Here is a 16,312-nt window from a genome sequence, read left to right on the forward strand (position 1 = left end):
GATTATATTTTATACAGTGCTGGATATCAACAGAAACAGACAATAAAAAAGCCCCACGGCCAGCTCAAAAGCCAACCGCAAGGCAATTATTCATATATTCAGATACGGGATATGATTAAACGTTCATCTGCTTAGCAACCTCGGCTGCGAAGTCCTCGTTCTTCTTCTCCATTCCCTCTCCAACCTCGAAACGAACGAAGCTGGCGATCTTGAGATCCTTGTTAACTGACTCAAGGTACTTGGCAACTGTCTGCTTGCCATCCTCAGCCTTAACGTATACCTGATCAAGAAGGCTGATCTCCTTAACCTGCTTTGAGATACGTCCCTCAACAAGGCCATTGAAGATCTTATCTGCAACGATAACATCCTTATCAGCGATAGCAAGCTCTGCAAGCTGTGCCTTTGCCTCCTTTGAAAGGAAGTTGAATAAGAAGTTCATGTTGCTCTTCTTCTCTTCGTAGATAGCTACATCCTCTGCGCTCCATACGCCGTCAACAGCCTTTGCGATAAGCTTGTTAAGGATTGGCTTTGGAAGTGTATCAGGTGCATTAAGTGCACTGTCAACTGTGATCTCCTTAAGCTTAGCCATAGCGTCTGCTGAGATATCAGCTCTGCTGATGTACTGTGGGTTCATAGCTGCGATCTGCATAGCTACGTTCTTGAGTGCTTCCTTAGCAGCGTCATCGCTTGCGCCGTTACCAGCTACGATAACACCGATTCTTCCATTGCCGTGTAAGTAGTCAACTACTACATCGCCTGAAAGCTTCTGGAATCTACGGAATGATAACTTCTCTCCGATTGTTGCTGTCTTGTCAACAAGGGCTTCCTTAAGACCATTCTCTCCGAGAAGTGCCTCAACATCCTCGCCATCCTTGCCACCAACAAGTGATGAAGCAAGTGCCTGATCAGCGATCTGCTGAACAAATGTCTGGAATATCTCGTTCTTAGCAACGAAGTCTGTCTCTGAGTTAACCTCTACAACAACACCTGTTGTACCATTAACTGCTGCACGGCAGATACCCTCTGCTGCGATTCTGCTTGCCTTCTTCTCAGCCTTAACTGCACCGCTCTTACGAAGTACATCTACTGCTGCTTCCATATTACCATCAGTCTCTGCAAGTGCCTTCTTGCAATCCATCATACCGGCACCTGTGAGCTCTCTTAACTCTTTAACCTGAGCTGCTGTGATTGCCATTTTATTTCTACCTCCGAATATTTGTTATAATTACTCCTCTGTAGTCTCCTCAGCCTCTGCCTCATCTACTGAATCAGCATCAACACCCTGCTGAGCCTCGATAACAGCGTCTGCCATCTTTGAAACGATAAGCTTTACAGCTCTGATAGCGTCGTCGTTACCAGGGATTACATAATCAAGCTCCTCTGGATCACAGTTTGTATCAGCGATACCAACAAGCTTAATTCCAAGTGACTGAGCCTCCTGGATACATATTCTCTCCTTCTTAGGATCAACAACGAAGATCATGTCTGGGATTCTCTTCATGTTCTTGATACCGCCAAGATTCTTCTCGAGCTTCTCCATCTCCTTCTTGATCTGGATAACTTCCTTCTTAGGAAGAACGTCAAATGTACCGTCCTGCTCCATCTCCTCGTACTTCTTAAGAGTAGCGATTCTTGTCTGGATTGTCTTGAAGTTTGTAAGCATACCTCCAAGCCATCTCTCATTTACATAGTACATACCGCAACGCTCTGCCTCGCTCTTGATTGAGTCCTGAGCCTGCTTCTTTGTACCAACGAAAAGGATTGTTCCACCGTTTGCAACACAATCACCGATTGCATTGTAAGCATCGTCAACCATTCCTACTGACTTCTGAAGATCGATGATGTAGATACCATTACGCTCTGTGTAGATGTATGGCTTCATCTTAGGGTTCCATCTTCTTGTCTGGTGTCCGAAATGTACACCTGCCTCTAATAACTGCTTCATTGAAATAACGCTCATTTTTTCTACCTCCATGGTTAAAATCTTCTGCCGGCATCAACTCTTTGGACCACCCGAGCACAGGCACCACGCCAACTATCAACCAGCATGTATATTTGTTATGCGCACTCACGCAATCGACATTGTAACACAAAAAAAAAGTGCATTCAAGCACTTTTTTCTGAAAATATATGTTTTATAAGAAGTATTCTGTCTGCCGGTCCGTGTTCTATTTTGCTCTTGTCCTGATGCTGTTTATTATATATGAAACACTGGCTACAACAAACAGAAGATAACCGACCGCAAGCTCACCCCAGAATGAACTCATAGTATCTGCAGCATCCAGCACATCATACATACTCTTATAACAGTCAAAGAAGCTCACATCATATCCATAATCACTAAATTCCTGATATAATTCCATGCTGACACTCAGTCTCTCTGAAATGTATATCATTCCTATACACAACACTACGCAGATTATTATGCCCTTCAGGTCAAGTTTCTTTCCAAACTTGTTGTACCCCATCATGGCACATATGACCATAACCGCTCCTGATATGCCTGCGATATAACCAAGCTTATACACAACAAGCCAGAGCACAACTCCGACCAGTGATCCAAGAAACGCTCCTACCAGTCCTGCCAGAACATTTGATCCGGAACTCTTTGCTTTTTTCCCCTGTGGATTCATAGTCTCCTGATCGTAACCCTGGCCATATGGCTGACTCTGTCCATACATCTGGTTCTGTCCATACTGTGGATTCTGACCATACATCTGGTTCTGGCCATACTGATGATTCTGACCGTACTGCTGTCCCGGATAATAGTTGTCCGTCTGTGAGGCAGCTCCACTATCCGGTTCAGCCGGATTGTTATACCGGTACATAGGACTGGTCTCACTGTGAGTTATTCCAAATTCATTCGGTACATACTGCAAGGCTGCCGGATTTGGCGCAAACGGATCCATACTACTACTACCACTACCCGCACTGAAACGCTGTCCCGGATATCCCATCTCCTCATTATTCATATTGTCTCCCATAATTGATTACTCCTCCCTTTTCTCGTATCTTTACTGATTACCTAATAGTATCCACACTATTCCGCCGTTTGTCTCATTTCCGGTAAATGTGTATGTTCCAGGTACAAGACTCTCAGAATATCCCGATCTGAGAAGCCAGTCGTAATACTCATCTGCATCCCTGATGCCTATCTGTCCAAGCAACTGACATATCTCGTATGCAGATGTTCCAGATCCAAATGTGATCTCTCCGCCGCCATTGTCATACTTGATGGCACTCGCTTTCACAGCCTCTGTCGCCGCCTCGGTAGTCTTATTTGTGCTGCTTCCTGAACCGGTCTGCGAATTCTTATCCTCTGTATAGCCGTTGTCCTTGGCAGATGGAACTCTCTCTGTCTTATCAGAAAGGCCTCCGTTGTTATCTGTTGTGCCGGTTTCATTTGACTTGTCGGAACTTCCGGTAGTACCACTGTTGCTTCCGCTGCCGCTCTCTGCATCGCTCTTGCCATTTTCTGACTTGCCTGTCTCTGTTGTAGTCTTATCGGCATTGGCACTCTTTTCCGTGGTTACTTTCTCTGTCGTTGTCTTTTCTGTCGTCTTATCCTCGGTCTTCTTCTCTGTTGTTGTCTCTGTGGAAGAATCCTCTGTGCTCTTATCCTGCTGCTGACTTACGACCGCCGTCTTGCCCTGACCTGAATCAGTTTTTCCGGCATTTCCAAAATTAAACGCAACAGTCATGGTAAGTGCTCCTATCACCAGCCCTGTACCAAGGCCTCTGAAATAACTTTTTTTATACATAGCTTACCTCCCGGACTGATTACTGTTTGTCAGCCTCATTGATCTTGTCTATCATAACCTTAGCCTCTCCAACTCCTATTCCAAGTTTGTTTGCGATCTCCATGATGCTGAGTCCCTTCTTGTGCAGATCTGCAACCTGTGACTCTACATCTGTGCCTTCATCCCATATATCAACAACCTTGTTCTGAGCGGCTTTCTTCTTTTTTCTCTTCTTTGAACGATTGTTTCTAGATCTGGCAGCATTGTTATTCTCAGCGATCGCTGCGGCTGCCTTCTCAGGATTTTCAGCCTCTACCACTGTAAATGCACTGTCTGTTACCGGTGCATTCTCCACACTGACTGCTTTCTCGGCAGCCTCTGCATCTGCAACAGCCTCAGTGCTGCTCTCTGACTCGGTATTCTCTTTCTGCGCTTCACCCTCGGATGTCTCCGACTTATCATTGTCAGCGATACCGTCTGTCTTTACGTCATCTTCTGCTTCAGCATCAGCTTTAGTCTCAGCTCCATCTGCTGTCTCTGTCTTATCTGCTGCCTGAGAATCATTTTCTGACTGAGCTTTCTCTGCATCCGGCTCAGTCTTCTCTGATCCGTTATCTGCCTCCGCAGGCTCTGACTCGGAAGTCTCTACAGTCTCAGGCTCATCGTATGTCACGGGCTCTTTCTCGCTGGTGTCATCCGGATCATATGCCTCGTATGCATCCTTAAGGCTCTGGTTGATGTAATCTATCATCTGCTTCTTGGCCTTCTCTGACAACTGTTTCTCACAAGCCTCAAGCTCTGTCTGCATCTTCTTCTTTGCAGCCTCTATCCCCTCCTCGTATGCCTTGACTGCATCATCTATCTTCTTCTGGGTATCAGCCTGGGCTGTCTCATTTGCCTTGACTGTGCCGGCTCTGAACTCATCCAGATCCTTCCTTGTGCTGTCCATGAGCTCACTCATTTCCTTCTTTGAACTCTCTCTCATCTCAGCAAGCTCTTTTTTCGATGACTCCCTGACCTCATCAAGGCCCTTTTTCATGTCTGATTTCACAGCTTCGCCCTGTTTCTTCAGCTCATTCTTCTTCTTCTCTACAAGGCTGTTACAATACTCATCAAGCTTCTTCTCCAGATTCTCCCTGCTCTCATCCATCACAGAATTCTCTGTATTCTCTTTTGGACTGTCAGTGAGGAAAAAGCTTACTATCACTATCGCTACACCTACTATCAATGTCACTATTGCCGGTATCATATACGTCTCTCCTTTTCGATGTATTTATAATTCTGTTCTCAGGCATTCTTCAGTTCATCAAACACCACATCATTCAGCACTTTTATGTACGTGCCCTTCATTCCCGATGATCTCGCCTCGATAACACCTGCGCTCTCAAACTTTCTGAGTGCGTTCACTATAACCGATCTTGTTATGCCTACCCTGTCTGCGACCTTGCTTGCCACCAGTATTCCCTCTTCGCCGTCAAGCTCGGAAAAAATGTGTTTGATCGCCTGCAGCTCTGAAAACGACAGAGTGTTGATCGCTGATCTCACTATGGCCAGCTTGCGGTTCTCCTCAGCATTCTCCTCATTGAGCGCCCGCATCATCTCAAGTCCCACAACGGTGGTTCCATATTCGCCAAGAATGATGTCATCTATATCGTACTCAGTCTGAAGTCTGTACAGAAACAGAGTTCCAAGTCTCTCTCCTGCTATATCAATAGGAAGGAGCAGACCATGATACTTGTCTATATCCTTTCCATCAAATCCAAGTGTCGTCAGATTAACATTCTCCTTAGTGGACAGGACGAGAAGAAGACGCTCGTTGAGCATGTTGTCTATGAGACTTCCTACCTTACCCTCAATGAGCTCATGGATCTCCGGAATATCCTCTCTGTTCTTGAGTCCGAGTATCTTGCCCTTCTTGCTTATTACCATCACGTTTGAAGCAAGAATGTCGCTGAGCACATCACAAATGTCATTAAAAACAACCTTATGTGAATTGTTATTGTGCAATAACTTGTTGATTTTTCGTGTTTTATCTAACAATTGTACACTCATAAGTTATCCTCCATTTTTTTATGTAACAAAAAGTATCTTTTGCTCGAAATATTATGACTATTTGTGATTCTACCACAACAAGATTAACATAACAACCATATTTTATGTAAAGTTGTCCTAAAAACAAAGATTTAAGAAAGTGTTGATTTTACTGGATTTTTCAGCCACAACATATAGTGGTCAGTCTTTTTTTCGACACAATTTTAATAATTATGACAACCATACACTTCTTTTAATTTTTCTACAATTCAACAAAAAAACAGACAAATTCACTAATTGTCTCCAATTAGGAATCTGTCTGTCACATATCTTATATCTTAATTATTTATCAGCAGTCTCCGCCGCCTTGTTGTTGCAGGTATAACCACACTCCTGATCTGAGCATACCAGCTTATTGCCCTTTACTATCATGTACTTTCCACATTCAGGACATTTCTCATTGCTTGGCATTGCCCATGACATGAAATCACACTCAGGTGCATTGATACATCCATAGTATCTTCTACCCTTTCTCGTCGTCTTGATGACCACGTCTCCGCCACACTTAGGACAGGTAACACCTATCTTCTCGTAGAACGGCTTTGTAAATCTGCACTCAGGGAATCCAGGACACGCCAGGAATTTGCCGTGAGGACCATACTTGATGACCATGTTTCGTCCGCACACGTCACACACTTCCTCGGACACCTCATCCTCTATCTTGATGGACTCAAGTTCTGCCTCCGCCTTCTTCACCGCCTCGTCGAGATCCGGATAGAAATTGCGGACAACCACTTTCCAGTCCACGGTTCCCTCTCCTATCTTATCGAGAAGGGACTCCATGTTAGCCGTGAAATTCACATCTATGATAACCGGGAACGCCTGCTCCATGCTCTGGTTAACCGCATCACCTATGGCTGTCACATATAACTTCTTCTGTTCCTTCGTTATATATCTTCTCGCAAGTATGGTCGATATGGTTGGAGCATAGGTACTTGGTCTTCCAATTCCAAGCTCCTCCAATGTCTTGACAAGCAATGCCTCTGTATATCTTGCAGGCGGCTGTGTAAAATGCTGTTTCTCCTCAAAGCCGTCAAGCTCCAGCACATCGCCCTCAGCAAGATTGTTGATTCCCGCAACTGTCTCTCCTCTGTCATTGTCCAGATTGTATACAGCAAGGAATCCGTCAAATGCTATCTTTGATGCGGATGTCTGGAATGTCGCATCGCCGCAGCTTACCTTTACACTCTTGACAGAATATACCGCCCCCGCCATCTGGCTTGCAAGGAAACGATTATATATGAGCTGATACAGTCTGAACTGATCCCTTGAGAGCTGTTCCTTTACCATGACCGGTGACAAAGTCACATCTGTAGGTCTGATAGCCTCATGAGCATCCTGTATCTTCTTATCTGTCTTGGCGCGTCCATTTGAATCGCCAATATATATATCACCGAAATTGTCCGTTATATATTTGTCAGCAGCAGCAACTGCTTCCTCTGATATTCTAGTGGAATCTGTTCTCAGGTATGTTATGAGACCTATCGTTCCACGGCCCTTGATATCAACTCCCTCATAGAGCTGCTGTGCGATCCTCATCGTCTTGGATGTCGCAAAATTGAGCTTCGATGAAGCCTCCTGCTGCAGCGTACTTGTTGTAAATGGCAGCGGTGCCTTCTTGTTTCTCTCACTCTCTTTTATGGACTTTACAACGTACTCTCCATCTTGAAGACCGCTGAGTATCTCATCGAGTGCCGCTCTGCCTGATATCTCTTCCTTATTCTTACCATCTCCGGTAAACTTGAACGTGATAGGCTTCTTGAGCTTGCCGCCGGTAAGATTCGCGTCCAGTGTCCAGTATTCCTGCGGGATAAAATCATTTATCTCCTTCTCCCTGTCACACACGAGCTTGAGTGCAACAGACTGTACACGTCCGGCAGAAAGACCTCTCTTGATCTTTGCCCAGAGAACCGGGCTGATCTTGTAACCAACAAGTCTGTCGAGCACTCGTCTCGCCTGCTGGGCATCCACAAGGTTCATGTCTATGTCCCTTGCCTGCTTTATAGAATTCTTTACCGCATTCTTTGTGATCTCATTGAACGTAATTCTCTTGTAATCCTTATTCTCCAGCTTAAGTGCTTTCATCAAATGATAGGATATAGCCTCTCCCTCACGGTCCGGGTCAGTTGCGAGATAGATCTTGTCGGCCTTCTTAACCGCTTTTCTCAGAGCGGCAAGGATATCACCTTTACCCCTTATAGTGATATATTTGGGCTCGAAATCATTATCAACGTCTATTCCCATCTGACTCTTTGGCAGATCTCTCACATGGCCATTCGAAGCAATCACCTCATAGTTTGATCCAAGAAACTTTTTTATTGTCTTAGCTTTAGCTGGAGACTCAACAATAACAAGATTTTTTGCCATAGCTATCTGTCCTTTCTGTAGGTTTCCTGTAATTCTTATCATCCCAGAGCATCTTCCGGCAGTGTTCATTTTCATGGTCAGGCTCTGACATAATAATTTCTTACCAACTGTTTTATCAATCTTTTCTGTTCTAATTCATACAATATCTGAGTCACCTCAGACACTGAAATCCCAGTCTCGAAGCATATATCATCTATATGCCTTGATTCCAAACGTACACAACTATACACTTTTTTCTCTGCAGGCGCAAGTAAATTTTTGTTAAATGCCTTTGATTCAGCTCGGTTTATGCCCATTTCATCAAGTATATCCTCCACCTGTGTGACACACACCGCCCCCATTCTGATAAGTCCGTTACAGCCTCTGCTGCCCGAATCCGTGATCCTCCCGGGAACAGCATACACTTCCCGCCCCTGCTCCAGCGCCTGGTCCGCAGTGATCAGAGAACCGCTTTTTTCCCTCGCCTCAACGATGAGCACACCGGACGAAAGTCCACTGATTATCCTGTTCCTGTACGGGAATCTGAAAGCATCCGGTCTTATGTCAAGCCCACATTCCGACAGCACTACTCCGCCGCCATTTCTTATGTCGTGATATATATCATAGTTCTCCCTCGGATACGGAACATTTATACCACTTCCGAGCACAGCCACAGTCTTTCCTCCGGCCGTCATGGCAGCTCTGTGCGCAGCGCCATCTATTCCCAGTGCCATTCCACTGACTATAGTAACCCCTGATGCTGCAAGCTCCCCCGACAGCCTGTCGGCAGCTTCCCTTCCGTACACAGAGGCCTTTCTTGCCCCTACCACCGCAACCGCAGGGTCCAGATCCGCCAGCACATCCACATCCCCTGCTGCAAACAGAAGCATTGGGGGATCCGGTATATCATACAGCTTCCCGGGATACAGCTTATGTCCCGGATAAATATATGTAATGTCATTTCTTCGAAGCTCCTCTGCATATGCCGCAACTTTCCCGGCATCCCTGTGTTCAAGGAATCCGTCAGCCTGAGCCTGTGTGAGTTCATCCCGAAGCTGTTCCTCAGAAGTGTTCCACAGTCCTCTTATACCTCCGTATTTCATGGCAACGTTCATCTTCACAGTGTGAGTCATTCTGCTTATCATCCCAAACCAGAGATAAAGTAATTCCTCCGTCATGTCACACACCTCCCTGAATGTCCGCATTTCTGAAGAACACCGCTTCTCTCAGGTGTTTTATCCCGACCTCAGGATCTCCATCGAGATCCGCAATAGTCCTGGCTATCTTGAGTACCCTGTATGCTCCTCTCGCAGTCATATCCATATCGGTAAAACAGTCCTCCATGAAATTCTTTGCCTCGCCGTCAAGCACTACATATTTACTGCATAATGCCGAATCCATCTGGGAATTGAACCGTATATTTTCACCGCTGAACCTTTCACTCTGTATCCTCTGGGTCCTCAGCACACTCTCCCTCATTTCTGCTGAATTCTTCCCTGTCCGGCCACCAAATAACTGTCTGCAGTCCACCTTCCTAACATCCACATTTATATCTATCCTGTCAAGCAAAGGCTTGCTTATCCTGGCATTATAATTCCTGATCTGCCTGACAGTGCATGTACACCTGTTCATATCCGGGTACTGTCCGCAGGGGCATGGATTTCTCGCCGCAACCAGCATGAAGTCCGCAGGAAATCTGTATATTCCACCAAGCCTTGATATACTGACCTCACCGTCCTCAAGGGGCTGTCTCATGACCTCGAGCACGTTCCGGTTAAACTCCGGCAGCTCATCGAGAAACAGCACACCACCGTGTGCAAGACTTATCTCTCCTGGTCTCGGATTATGCCCGCCGCCGGACAGGGCATGCAGGGATATCGTATGATGAGGTGCCCGGAATGGACGGCGGTTTATTATATGACAGGATTCATCCAGAAGCCCCGCCACACTGTACACCTTCGTTATCTCTATACTCTCCTCAAGGCTGAGTCTCGGAAGTATCGTCGGGATACGTCTGGCTATCATGGATTTGCCTGCCCCGGCGGGACCTGTCATGAGTATGTTGTGCATTCCCGCCGCGGCTATCTCCACTCCACGTTTAAGGGATTCATGCCCCATTACCTCAGAGAAATCCACTTCAGCTTCATCCCCTGACGTATCCAGCATGGCTTCTACATCAACATATTCAGGCTCTATGGTCTGTATACCACTCAAGTGATCGACCAGCTCTCCTATACTTGTGACCGGTATAACAGTCATCCCACGTATAATGGCGGCCTCCCTGGAATTCCCCGCCGGCACTATACAGCTCCTCACACCTTCGCTGTACGCAGAGTGAACTATGGACAGCACACCGCTCACCGTATTCACATGTCCGTCAAGCCCCAGCTCTCCAAGGATAAGTATGTTCTTTATATTGTCTGTTGGAATAACGCCCATGGACGCCAGCATACCCGCTGCGATGGGCAGATCGAAGGCAGTGCCTTCCTTTCTGATATCCGCCGGAAAGAGATTGATCGTTATTCTCTTCGGAGGAATGTTGAAACCAGAATTGCGCAGTGCAGTCCGGACCCGTTCTCCTGCTTCCTTCACGCAGGAGGACAGGTATCCGACCATATTCATAACGGGAAGCCCATCGTGTATATCCGTCTCCACTGATATGAGCGTCCCGTCGATTCCCTGTACAAGTCCACTTAATACTTTACTATACATAAGCAAGTGCTCCTTCCCGCTCTGCCGAGCAGCCTCTCCATCGGAGCACATATTACACTAAAAAGGATATCCCATAATCAAACACAAGTCAAACTCCATTTTGTATACCTGTTTGGAATATCATATCCTTGACTTTTTCCTTTTTCTGCTGCCCTTAACCAGCTTCACCGAAGCCACCTTAAGCAGCACAAATGATGTTGCAAGATTCACACACACTGAGATCACGGCCATATGATCCACCACGAAATTCGTGTATTTACCGTATCCCGTCATGGTTTCCACCACAGATTCATCCTTGAGCAATCTGATGAAATTTTCTGCTATCCATATGGCAGGATTGACTGCATAGCACACTGCCTTTCCCATCATATAAGCAGCATAACTGCTTCTTGAACCGTCCGACATATACATCATGGATTCAAAAACTTCTCCTATCGCATATGATAAAAACACAACAGCCGCTATAGTCACTATGGTTGATATGGCCGCCGACACAGAAGTTCTCTTCACGCAGGAGTAAAATATTCCGATACTACCAACGTATATATCTATAAAGAGAACCATTCCAAGGTATTTGAACAGTTCGTCCCAGCCCATTCCTCCAACTATGAATGCAACCGCCATAAACGGAAGAGTTGCTATGACATACATTGCCGTGGTGGCAACTGCCGACAAGAGCTTTCCGGCAACTATCGATATAGGTCTTACCGGAGTCGTCAGCATGATCTCAAGCGTCTGTCTCTCCCTCTCACCGGATATCGAGGTGGATGTGATTATCGGAACTATGAGTCCTATTATGCACAGCTCACACACCGCAAGCACAGGAAACATCTGTGCAATATTTGAATAATATACCTGATATGCTGAGCCTCTGCTCGTCATGAAGAGCATTCCGACAACCAGCGCAAACAGGCAGTTGATGACTGTTATCGTCACGACCATTCTGGCACTTCTCGCATTTACCAGAATATCCTTCTTCAATATGGGATTAATAATTGTTCTTCGCGCCACGATTCTCACCTCCCGTAATCTTAAGGAACAGGGATTCCAGATCTTCCTTCTCCCTGAAAAACTGATGAACGTGCACACCGTTGTCCACAAGACTTCTGAGAAGCTCGGCGTCAGACTCCCTCGTGCCTGAATAATAGACAAGAATTTCTCCATCTTGTATACTTATGCGATCCACATTGAATCTTTCCTTCACAATGACAGATATCCTGTTGGCTGAGGCCTCCGCATCAAGTCCCAACATATATCCCTTTATCCTTACAGGAGGCATGTTCTTATCACCATTTACAATCTCATCCACGCTTCCGCTGGCCACTATCTTTCCGTGGTCTATGACACCTATACTCGTACACATCTCTGAAAGCTCCGGCAGAATATGCGAGCTTATCACGATGGTCTTGCCCATCTCCTTCAGATCACGCAGTATATTCTTCATATCATGTCTTGACCTTGGATCCAGACCCGAACTCGGCTCATCGAGCACCAGAAGCTCGGGATCATGTATGAGCGCTCTTGCTACACAGAGTCTCTGCTTCATACCTCTTGAAAGGCTGTCGACGAACTCGTCCTTTTTATCCTGAAGGGCGACAAGCTCCAGATATTTATCTGCGACCTTCTCCACTTCCCGCTTGCTCATGCCGTACATGGAGCCATAAAAATCCATGTACTCCATGACCTTCAGATTGTCGTACACACCGAAAAAGTCAGGAACATATCCTATCTTCCGTTTCACATCCGCAGGTCTGCCAAGTGCGTCTACACCGTCTATGGTGACCTTTCCCGATGTGGCTTTAAGGAGTCCGCACATGATCCTCATGGTTGTCGTCTTACCGGCACCATTTGGTCCGACAAATCCGAATATCTCGCCCTTATCAATATGAAGATTCATATGATCGAGCGCAACAAACTTTCCATATCTCTTGGTGAGTTCTTCTATATCAACCATTACCGGACACCTCCCCTCGCACTGATATGTGGAAGGTAACTGTCCACATAATAATCTCCCTGCTGAGGAGATATAAATCTCATAGCCAGGCATCCGTCCGACATATATTTGTCAAGTTCCTGCCCCTTTATGATCGTTTGTCCATCGGCAAATACCGTGTCATATTCACCGGTCTCTCTGTTGAGCATCTGCACTACGACCTTGTTCTTGCCGCTTCCCGCCTGGGTCTTATCGTATATCAGTTCCGTTATATCATCATTCTTGCCAAATCTGATGTTAACGTCCACGGTTTCAGAATACATCAACAGATCGTCATCACCATAATCTGATCCGCCGATTCCATTCTCATCCCTGTCATAAATGCTGTAATAATAAACTCCATCCACATCCTCATATTTAAGGGTATCTATGTCGTATACCATATAGCTGCCATAATTTTCCGTATCGGCATCACTCATCATATCCGGATCCCGCTGTATGGTTCCCCACACAGCCACAACGCCGTCATCTGCAGCGAGTCTACTGTACTGGGCAAGCCGGAGCTGCATGTAATAATTTCTGGACCATTCCGCCGACGATTCATCATCTCCGAAATAATCCTCACCATACTTCTTCGTGTAATATGATCTCATTCCGTCAAGTATGGAGCCGCCGTCAAATTTGTGGGTATTCTTCCTGCTTATCCGTATGGTATCTCCCGCTCTCAGGACATCAGCAACGTAATAATATCCCTCGGACATGACCACAAGATTCTCCACATCGTACGAGGTGTCATTTGTCAATGTTCCCTCAAAGCCATCTGTATATAATGTCAAATTCTTCCGAATTCTTCCAATATCGTTGCTTCCAGCAAAGCTTGCATTAGCTGATATAGTGCCAAATGAACGATTGCTGTAATAATTCAGTGTAACGCCATCTTTTCCATCATTTTTTACCGCATTGAGATTGTCATAAAAGCTGGATTCCATGGAATCATCCATCTCGATGTTGGAATATTTGCTGTTGATGTCTATCTTGTATTGGCCTGATCTGCCGCCTATTATATATGAATATGCATCCTCCCGCTTGGTATCACCGCTTATATCCGCAGCCACAAATGTAAGTCCGATAGGCTTTATAACTCTGTACTTGAGGCTTACCATATATATGGCACCTGTACCGATAATTGCACATACCGGGATAACTCCCCATATGAGCTCCTTCTTTTTGAGCCTGCTGAGGACGATGTACGCCACAGGACCACACACAATGATATATATGATCAGCACGAGCATAATGACAACAGGTGACGGGGTGCTTCTCTTGTTGGCTGCATTTGCCACATCATATCCATAATATGTGCCACCATAATACCAGCCTCCATCGATCCAGTTCTGTGTCATATCCGTAAAGCCTGCCTCCAGAGCAGCCTGCGCCTGGGCAGTCTTATCCTTCTCATCCGTCTGTGCAAGCGAATACGGGAGCACCACGATCCGGCCGTATCCCATATTCAGATAGTACCCATCTGAGCCGTCCAGCTCATATACCTTCTGTGTGTCATTCACAGCGGAGACAAAATCGCCGTCAAAGCTGCTGAGTTCATTTTCATCTGACGACTTGGCCAGTATCATAGCTCCACCACTGTACACCCATTGTTTTATGGCAGCACTCTGCTTCTCTGACAATCCCGACAGATCATAATCATCCACCAACATGTACTCTATAGCCTCCAGTCCCTCCTCGGACTCAGGAATGTCTGAGGGTGATAATGCAACAGTCTCTACCTTTGCATTATCATACACATTGTCCATGGAGACATCCTCTATATAAGACATGGCATCCTGTCTGTCACTCATCACGCCCACCGCAACTACCATATCATTGCCCTCTATACTCAGTGAATCCCGCTCTGAGTACACCAGCTCTCCGTCACTGTCCTTGATCTCAACCTTTGCTATACCGGAGCCCATATTATCGACACAGAATTCCAGCTCTGTATTTTCTCCTGCCTTTAATTCCACATCTCTGGCATATGTCATATTCTTCGTGCCAAAGCCTTCGGAATAGCTCGTCTGTACAGACACATTTCCCGCAAAATCTGTGTCGCACACAATATCCAGCCTGATAACACTGCCTCTGTCATTTACCGCATATCCATTGAGTCCATACTTTAGCTGTATATCAAAATCAGGGTTATTTTCAATTATCCTCTGTTCAACCCGTCCATATGCACTATCTGTGTTCGTTTCCGCCATAGCTGGACAGATCATACCTCCAAGCAGCATAAGTGCAACCGCACCGCCACACGCAAGTTTCGCCGATCTGATCATAAGTCTTTCCTTCCAATTTGACTTTATTTTTTACACTAAACTTATAATAAATTCTGCTGGTAAATAACGCAACTTACACTTTCGTAAGGACACGTCAAAGCTCTTCCGGCATTCCCCGGCCGCGCAAAAAAAGCTCCCCGGATACATCAAATATCATGTATTCAGGGAGCTGCTCAACTCTTAACTGAAATATACTACCTCTTCATCAGGCGCACTTGTGAGCGTGACCTTCTCTGCTGTGAGAACAGGTCCTTCACCTTCAAAATCTGGGTAATACTCATAGCCTATCTTGGCTGTGACATCAACCCACTGTCTGTCCACAAGATTCTTAGCACCCTGATAATAGCACTTGAATCCGACAAACTGGATATCCTCAACACAGCATGTCATGGCGAATCTTCCAGGAACAAATGCATTGCTGCCGTACTGCTTTGGTCTAAATACCATGGCCTTGAAGTGGATCTTCTTGCCGTCGTATCTCTCTTTCATGTCAGATGCATCCACATACCAGATACCGAAATCGTCATCCGGCAGTTCTATCACATCTGCGCTCACATCGTATGGCAGATCCTCAGGTTCATTTGTCTCAGGTGCAATGGAGCCATCTTTCATCTCAAAGATGATCTGTGCTCTTCTGTTCACCGCCTTGATGGATCTTCTCCACTCAGGGATCTTGGAATTCTCATCACATCTGTTGAAGATGACCATGTCCGCACTGTTGAACTGCTCAACCATGGTTGCCTTCATGTTCTGTGAGTACACATCGTATGTCTCCGCATTCACAAATGAGATAACCTGGACAACCGTCCATCCCTTTGGAACCCTTATCTCAAATATCTTATCGAGCTTCCACATACCATTGTACTCGATCATGACCTGTTCCGGATTGTATTTGTCCTGAAGGTCAAGGAGATGGTCTGTGGTGAGCTGATCTTCCTCTATGAACTCTGTATATATATTAGCCTTCTTCAGAGCCTCAAGATCATACTCCTCCTCTCCGTCCTCACAGACGAGAAGAAGTGTCTTGGCTCCACCTGTAAAGCCTCTGTCCATCAGGGTCTCCTTGGCAAATGTTGTCTTACCGCTCTCAAGGAATCCCATGAACACATATACAGGTATCTCTTTATTCTGACGTCCCATCATATTAACTCCTTATCATA

The 16,312-nt window shown here is 45.8% G+C and carries 13 protein-coding genes; all 13 read right to left on the bottom strand.

Features of this window, described 5'->3' with window-relative positions; genetic code table 11:
* Positions 1-115 precede the first annotated feature (115 nt).
* The 13 genes from tsf to ABUA31_RS02355 all read right to left on the bottom strand — a co-directional run bounded on the left by tsf (position 116) and on the right by ABUA31_RS02355 (position 16,292).
* Positions 116-1,195, bottom strand: coding sequence for a translation elongation factor Ts (gene tsf, locus ABUA31_RS02295; protein WP_022216097.1), 1,080 nt, complete (start codon positions 1,193-1,195; stop codon positions 116-118).
* Positions 1,196-1,225: 30 nt separating this feature from the next.
* A complete protein-coding gene (rpsB, locus tag ABUA31_RS02300) occupies positions 1,226-1,960 on the bottom strand; it encodes a 30S ribosomal protein S2 (protein ID WP_055144098.1) in 735 nt (244 codons plus the stop codon).
* A gap of 208 nt (positions 1,961-2,168) precedes the next feature.
* Positions 2,169-2,984 carry a hypothetical protein gene (locus tag ABUA31_RS02305; RefSeq protein WP_022216096.1) on the bottom strand — a complete coding sequence of 272 codons (816 nt, stop codon included), beginning with the start codon at positions 2,982-2,984 and terminating at the stop codon, positions 2,169-2,171.
* Between the two features lie 30 nt (positions 2,985-3,014).
* A complete protein-coding gene (locus ABUA31_RS02310) occupies positions 3,015-3,761 on the bottom strand; it encodes a hypothetical protein (RefSeq protein ID WP_349819986.1) in 747 nt (248 codons plus the stop codon).
* A 19-nt stretch (positions 3,762-3,780) separates the two neighbouring features.
* Positions 3,781-4,989: a prolipoprotein diacylglyceryl transferase gene (locus ABUA31_RS02315; RefSeq protein WP_349819072.1), complete on the bottom strand. Its 1,209-nt coding sequence runs from the start codon at positions 4,987-4,989 to the stop codon at positions 3,781-3,783.
* 38 nt (positions 4,990-5,027) lie between these two features.
* Positions 5,028-5,792, bottom strand: a complete 765-nt coding sequence (gene codY / locus ABUA31_RS02320; protein ID WP_022216094.1) for a GTP-sensing pleiotropic transcriptional regulator CodY — start codon at positions 5,790-5,792, stop codon at positions 5,028-5,030.
* Positions 5,793-6,113: 321 nt separating this feature from the next.
* Positions 6,114-8,198: a type I DNA topoisomerase gene (gene topA, locus ABUA31_RS02325; protein ID WP_055223980.1), complete on the bottom strand. Its 2,085-nt coding sequence runs from the start codon at positions 8,196-8,198 to the stop codon at positions 6,114-6,116.
* A 77-nt stretch (positions 8,199-8,275) separates the two neighbouring features.
* On the bottom strand, positions 8,276-9,355 hold the full coding sequence (gene dprA, locus ABUA31_RS02330; protein WP_349819073.1) for a DNA-processing protein DprA: 1,080 nt from the start codon (positions 9,353-9,355) through the stop codon (positions 8,276-8,278).
* 1 nt (position 9,356) lies between these two features.
* Positions 9,357-10,889 carry a YifB family Mg chelatase-like AAA ATPase gene (locus ABUA31_RS02335; protein WP_349819074.1) on the bottom strand — a complete coding sequence of 511 codons (1,533 nt, stop codon included), beginning with the start codon at positions 10,887-10,889 and terminating at the stop codon, positions 9,357-9,359.
* Positions 10,890-11,009: 120 nt separating this feature from the next.
* Positions 11,010-11,900 carry an ABC transporter permease gene (locus ABUA31_RS02340; RefSeq protein WP_349819075.1) on the bottom strand — a complete coding sequence of 297 codons (891 nt, stop codon included), beginning with the start codon at positions 11,898-11,900 and terminating at the stop codon, positions 11,010-11,012.
* Positions 11,878-12,843, bottom strand: a complete 966-nt coding sequence (locus tag ABUA31_RS02345) for an ABC transporter ATP-binding protein (protein WP_022216089.1) — start codon at positions 12,841-12,843, stop codon at positions 11,878-11,880. Before ABUA31_RS02345 ends, ABUA31_RS02340 begins: the two co-directional genes overlap by 23 nt.
* Positions 12,843-15,152 carry a DUF8725 domain-containing protein gene (locus ABUA31_RS02350; protein WP_349819985.1) on the bottom strand — a complete coding sequence of 770 codons (2,310 nt, stop codon included), beginning with the start codon at positions 15,150-15,152 and terminating at the stop codon, positions 12,843-12,845. The genes ABUA31_RS02345 and ABUA31_RS02350 overlap by 1 nt, the downstream gene beginning before the upstream one ends.
* A 180-nt stretch (positions 15,153-15,332) precedes the next feature.
* Complete coding sequence (locus ABUA31_RS02355) at positions 15,333-16,292, bottom strand: TIGR03943 family putative permease subunit (RefSeq protein WP_015533531.1); 960 nt, start codon at positions 16,290-16,292, stop codon at positions 15,333-15,335.
* Between the last annotated feature and the right edge of the window lie 20 nt (positions 16,293-16,312).

The sequence above is a fragment of the Coprococcus sp. RTP31081st1_H1_RTP31081_211007 genome (assembly GCF_040227275.1).
GTDB classification, from domain to species: Bacteria; Bacillota; Clostridia; order Lachnospirales; family Lachnospiraceae; genus Coprococcus; species Coprococcus aceti.

Bases quoted from the DNA above. Each gene is read 5' to 3' on its own strand.
- tsf (WP_022216097.1), bottom strand. From the start codon at position 1,195: ATGGCAATCACAGCAGCTCAGGTTAAAGAGTTAAGAGAGCTCACAGGT.
- rpsB (WP_055144098.1), bottom strand. From the start codon at position 1,960: ATGAGCGTTATTTCAATGAAGCAGTTATTAGAGGCAGGTGTACATTTC.
- ABUA31_RS02305 (WP_022216096.1), bottom strand. From the start codon at position 2,984: ATGGGAGACAATATGAATAATGAGGAGATGGGATATCCGGGACAGCGT.
- ABUA31_RS02310 (WP_349819986.1), bottom strand. From the start codon at position 3,761: ATGTATAAAAAAAGTTATTTCAGAGGCCTTGGTACAGGGCTGGTGATA.
- ABUA31_RS02315 (WP_349819072.1), bottom strand. From the start codon at position 4,989: ATGATACCGGCAATAGTGACATTGATAGTAGGTGTAGCGATAGTGATA.
- codY (WP_022216094.1), bottom strand. From the start codon at position 5,792: ATGAGTGTACAATTGTTAGATAAAACACGAAAAATCAACAAGTTATTG.
- topA (WP_055223980.1), bottom strand. From the start codon at position 8,198: ATGGCAAAAAATCTTGTTATTGTTGAGTCTCCAGCTAAAGCTAAGACA.
- dprA (WP_349819073.1), bottom strand. From the start codon at position 9,355: ATGACGGAGGAATTACTTTATCTCTGGTTTGGGATGATAAGCAGAATG.
- ABUA31_RS02335 (WP_349819074.1), bottom strand. From the start codon at position 10,889: ATGTATAGTAAAGTATTAAGTGGACTTGTACAGGGAATCGACGGGACG.
- ABUA31_RS02345 (WP_022216089.1), bottom strand. From the start codon at position 12,843: ATGGTTGATATAGAAGAACTCACCAAGAGATATGGAAAGTTTGTTGCG.
- ABUA31_RS02350 (WP_349819985.1), bottom strand. From the start codon at position 15,152: ATGATCAGATCGGCGAAACTTGCGTGTGGCGGTGCGGTTGCACTTATG.
- ABUA31_RS02355 (WP_015533531.1), bottom strand. From the start codon at position 16,292: ATGGGACGTCAGAATAAAGAGATACCTGTATATGTGTTCATGGGATTC.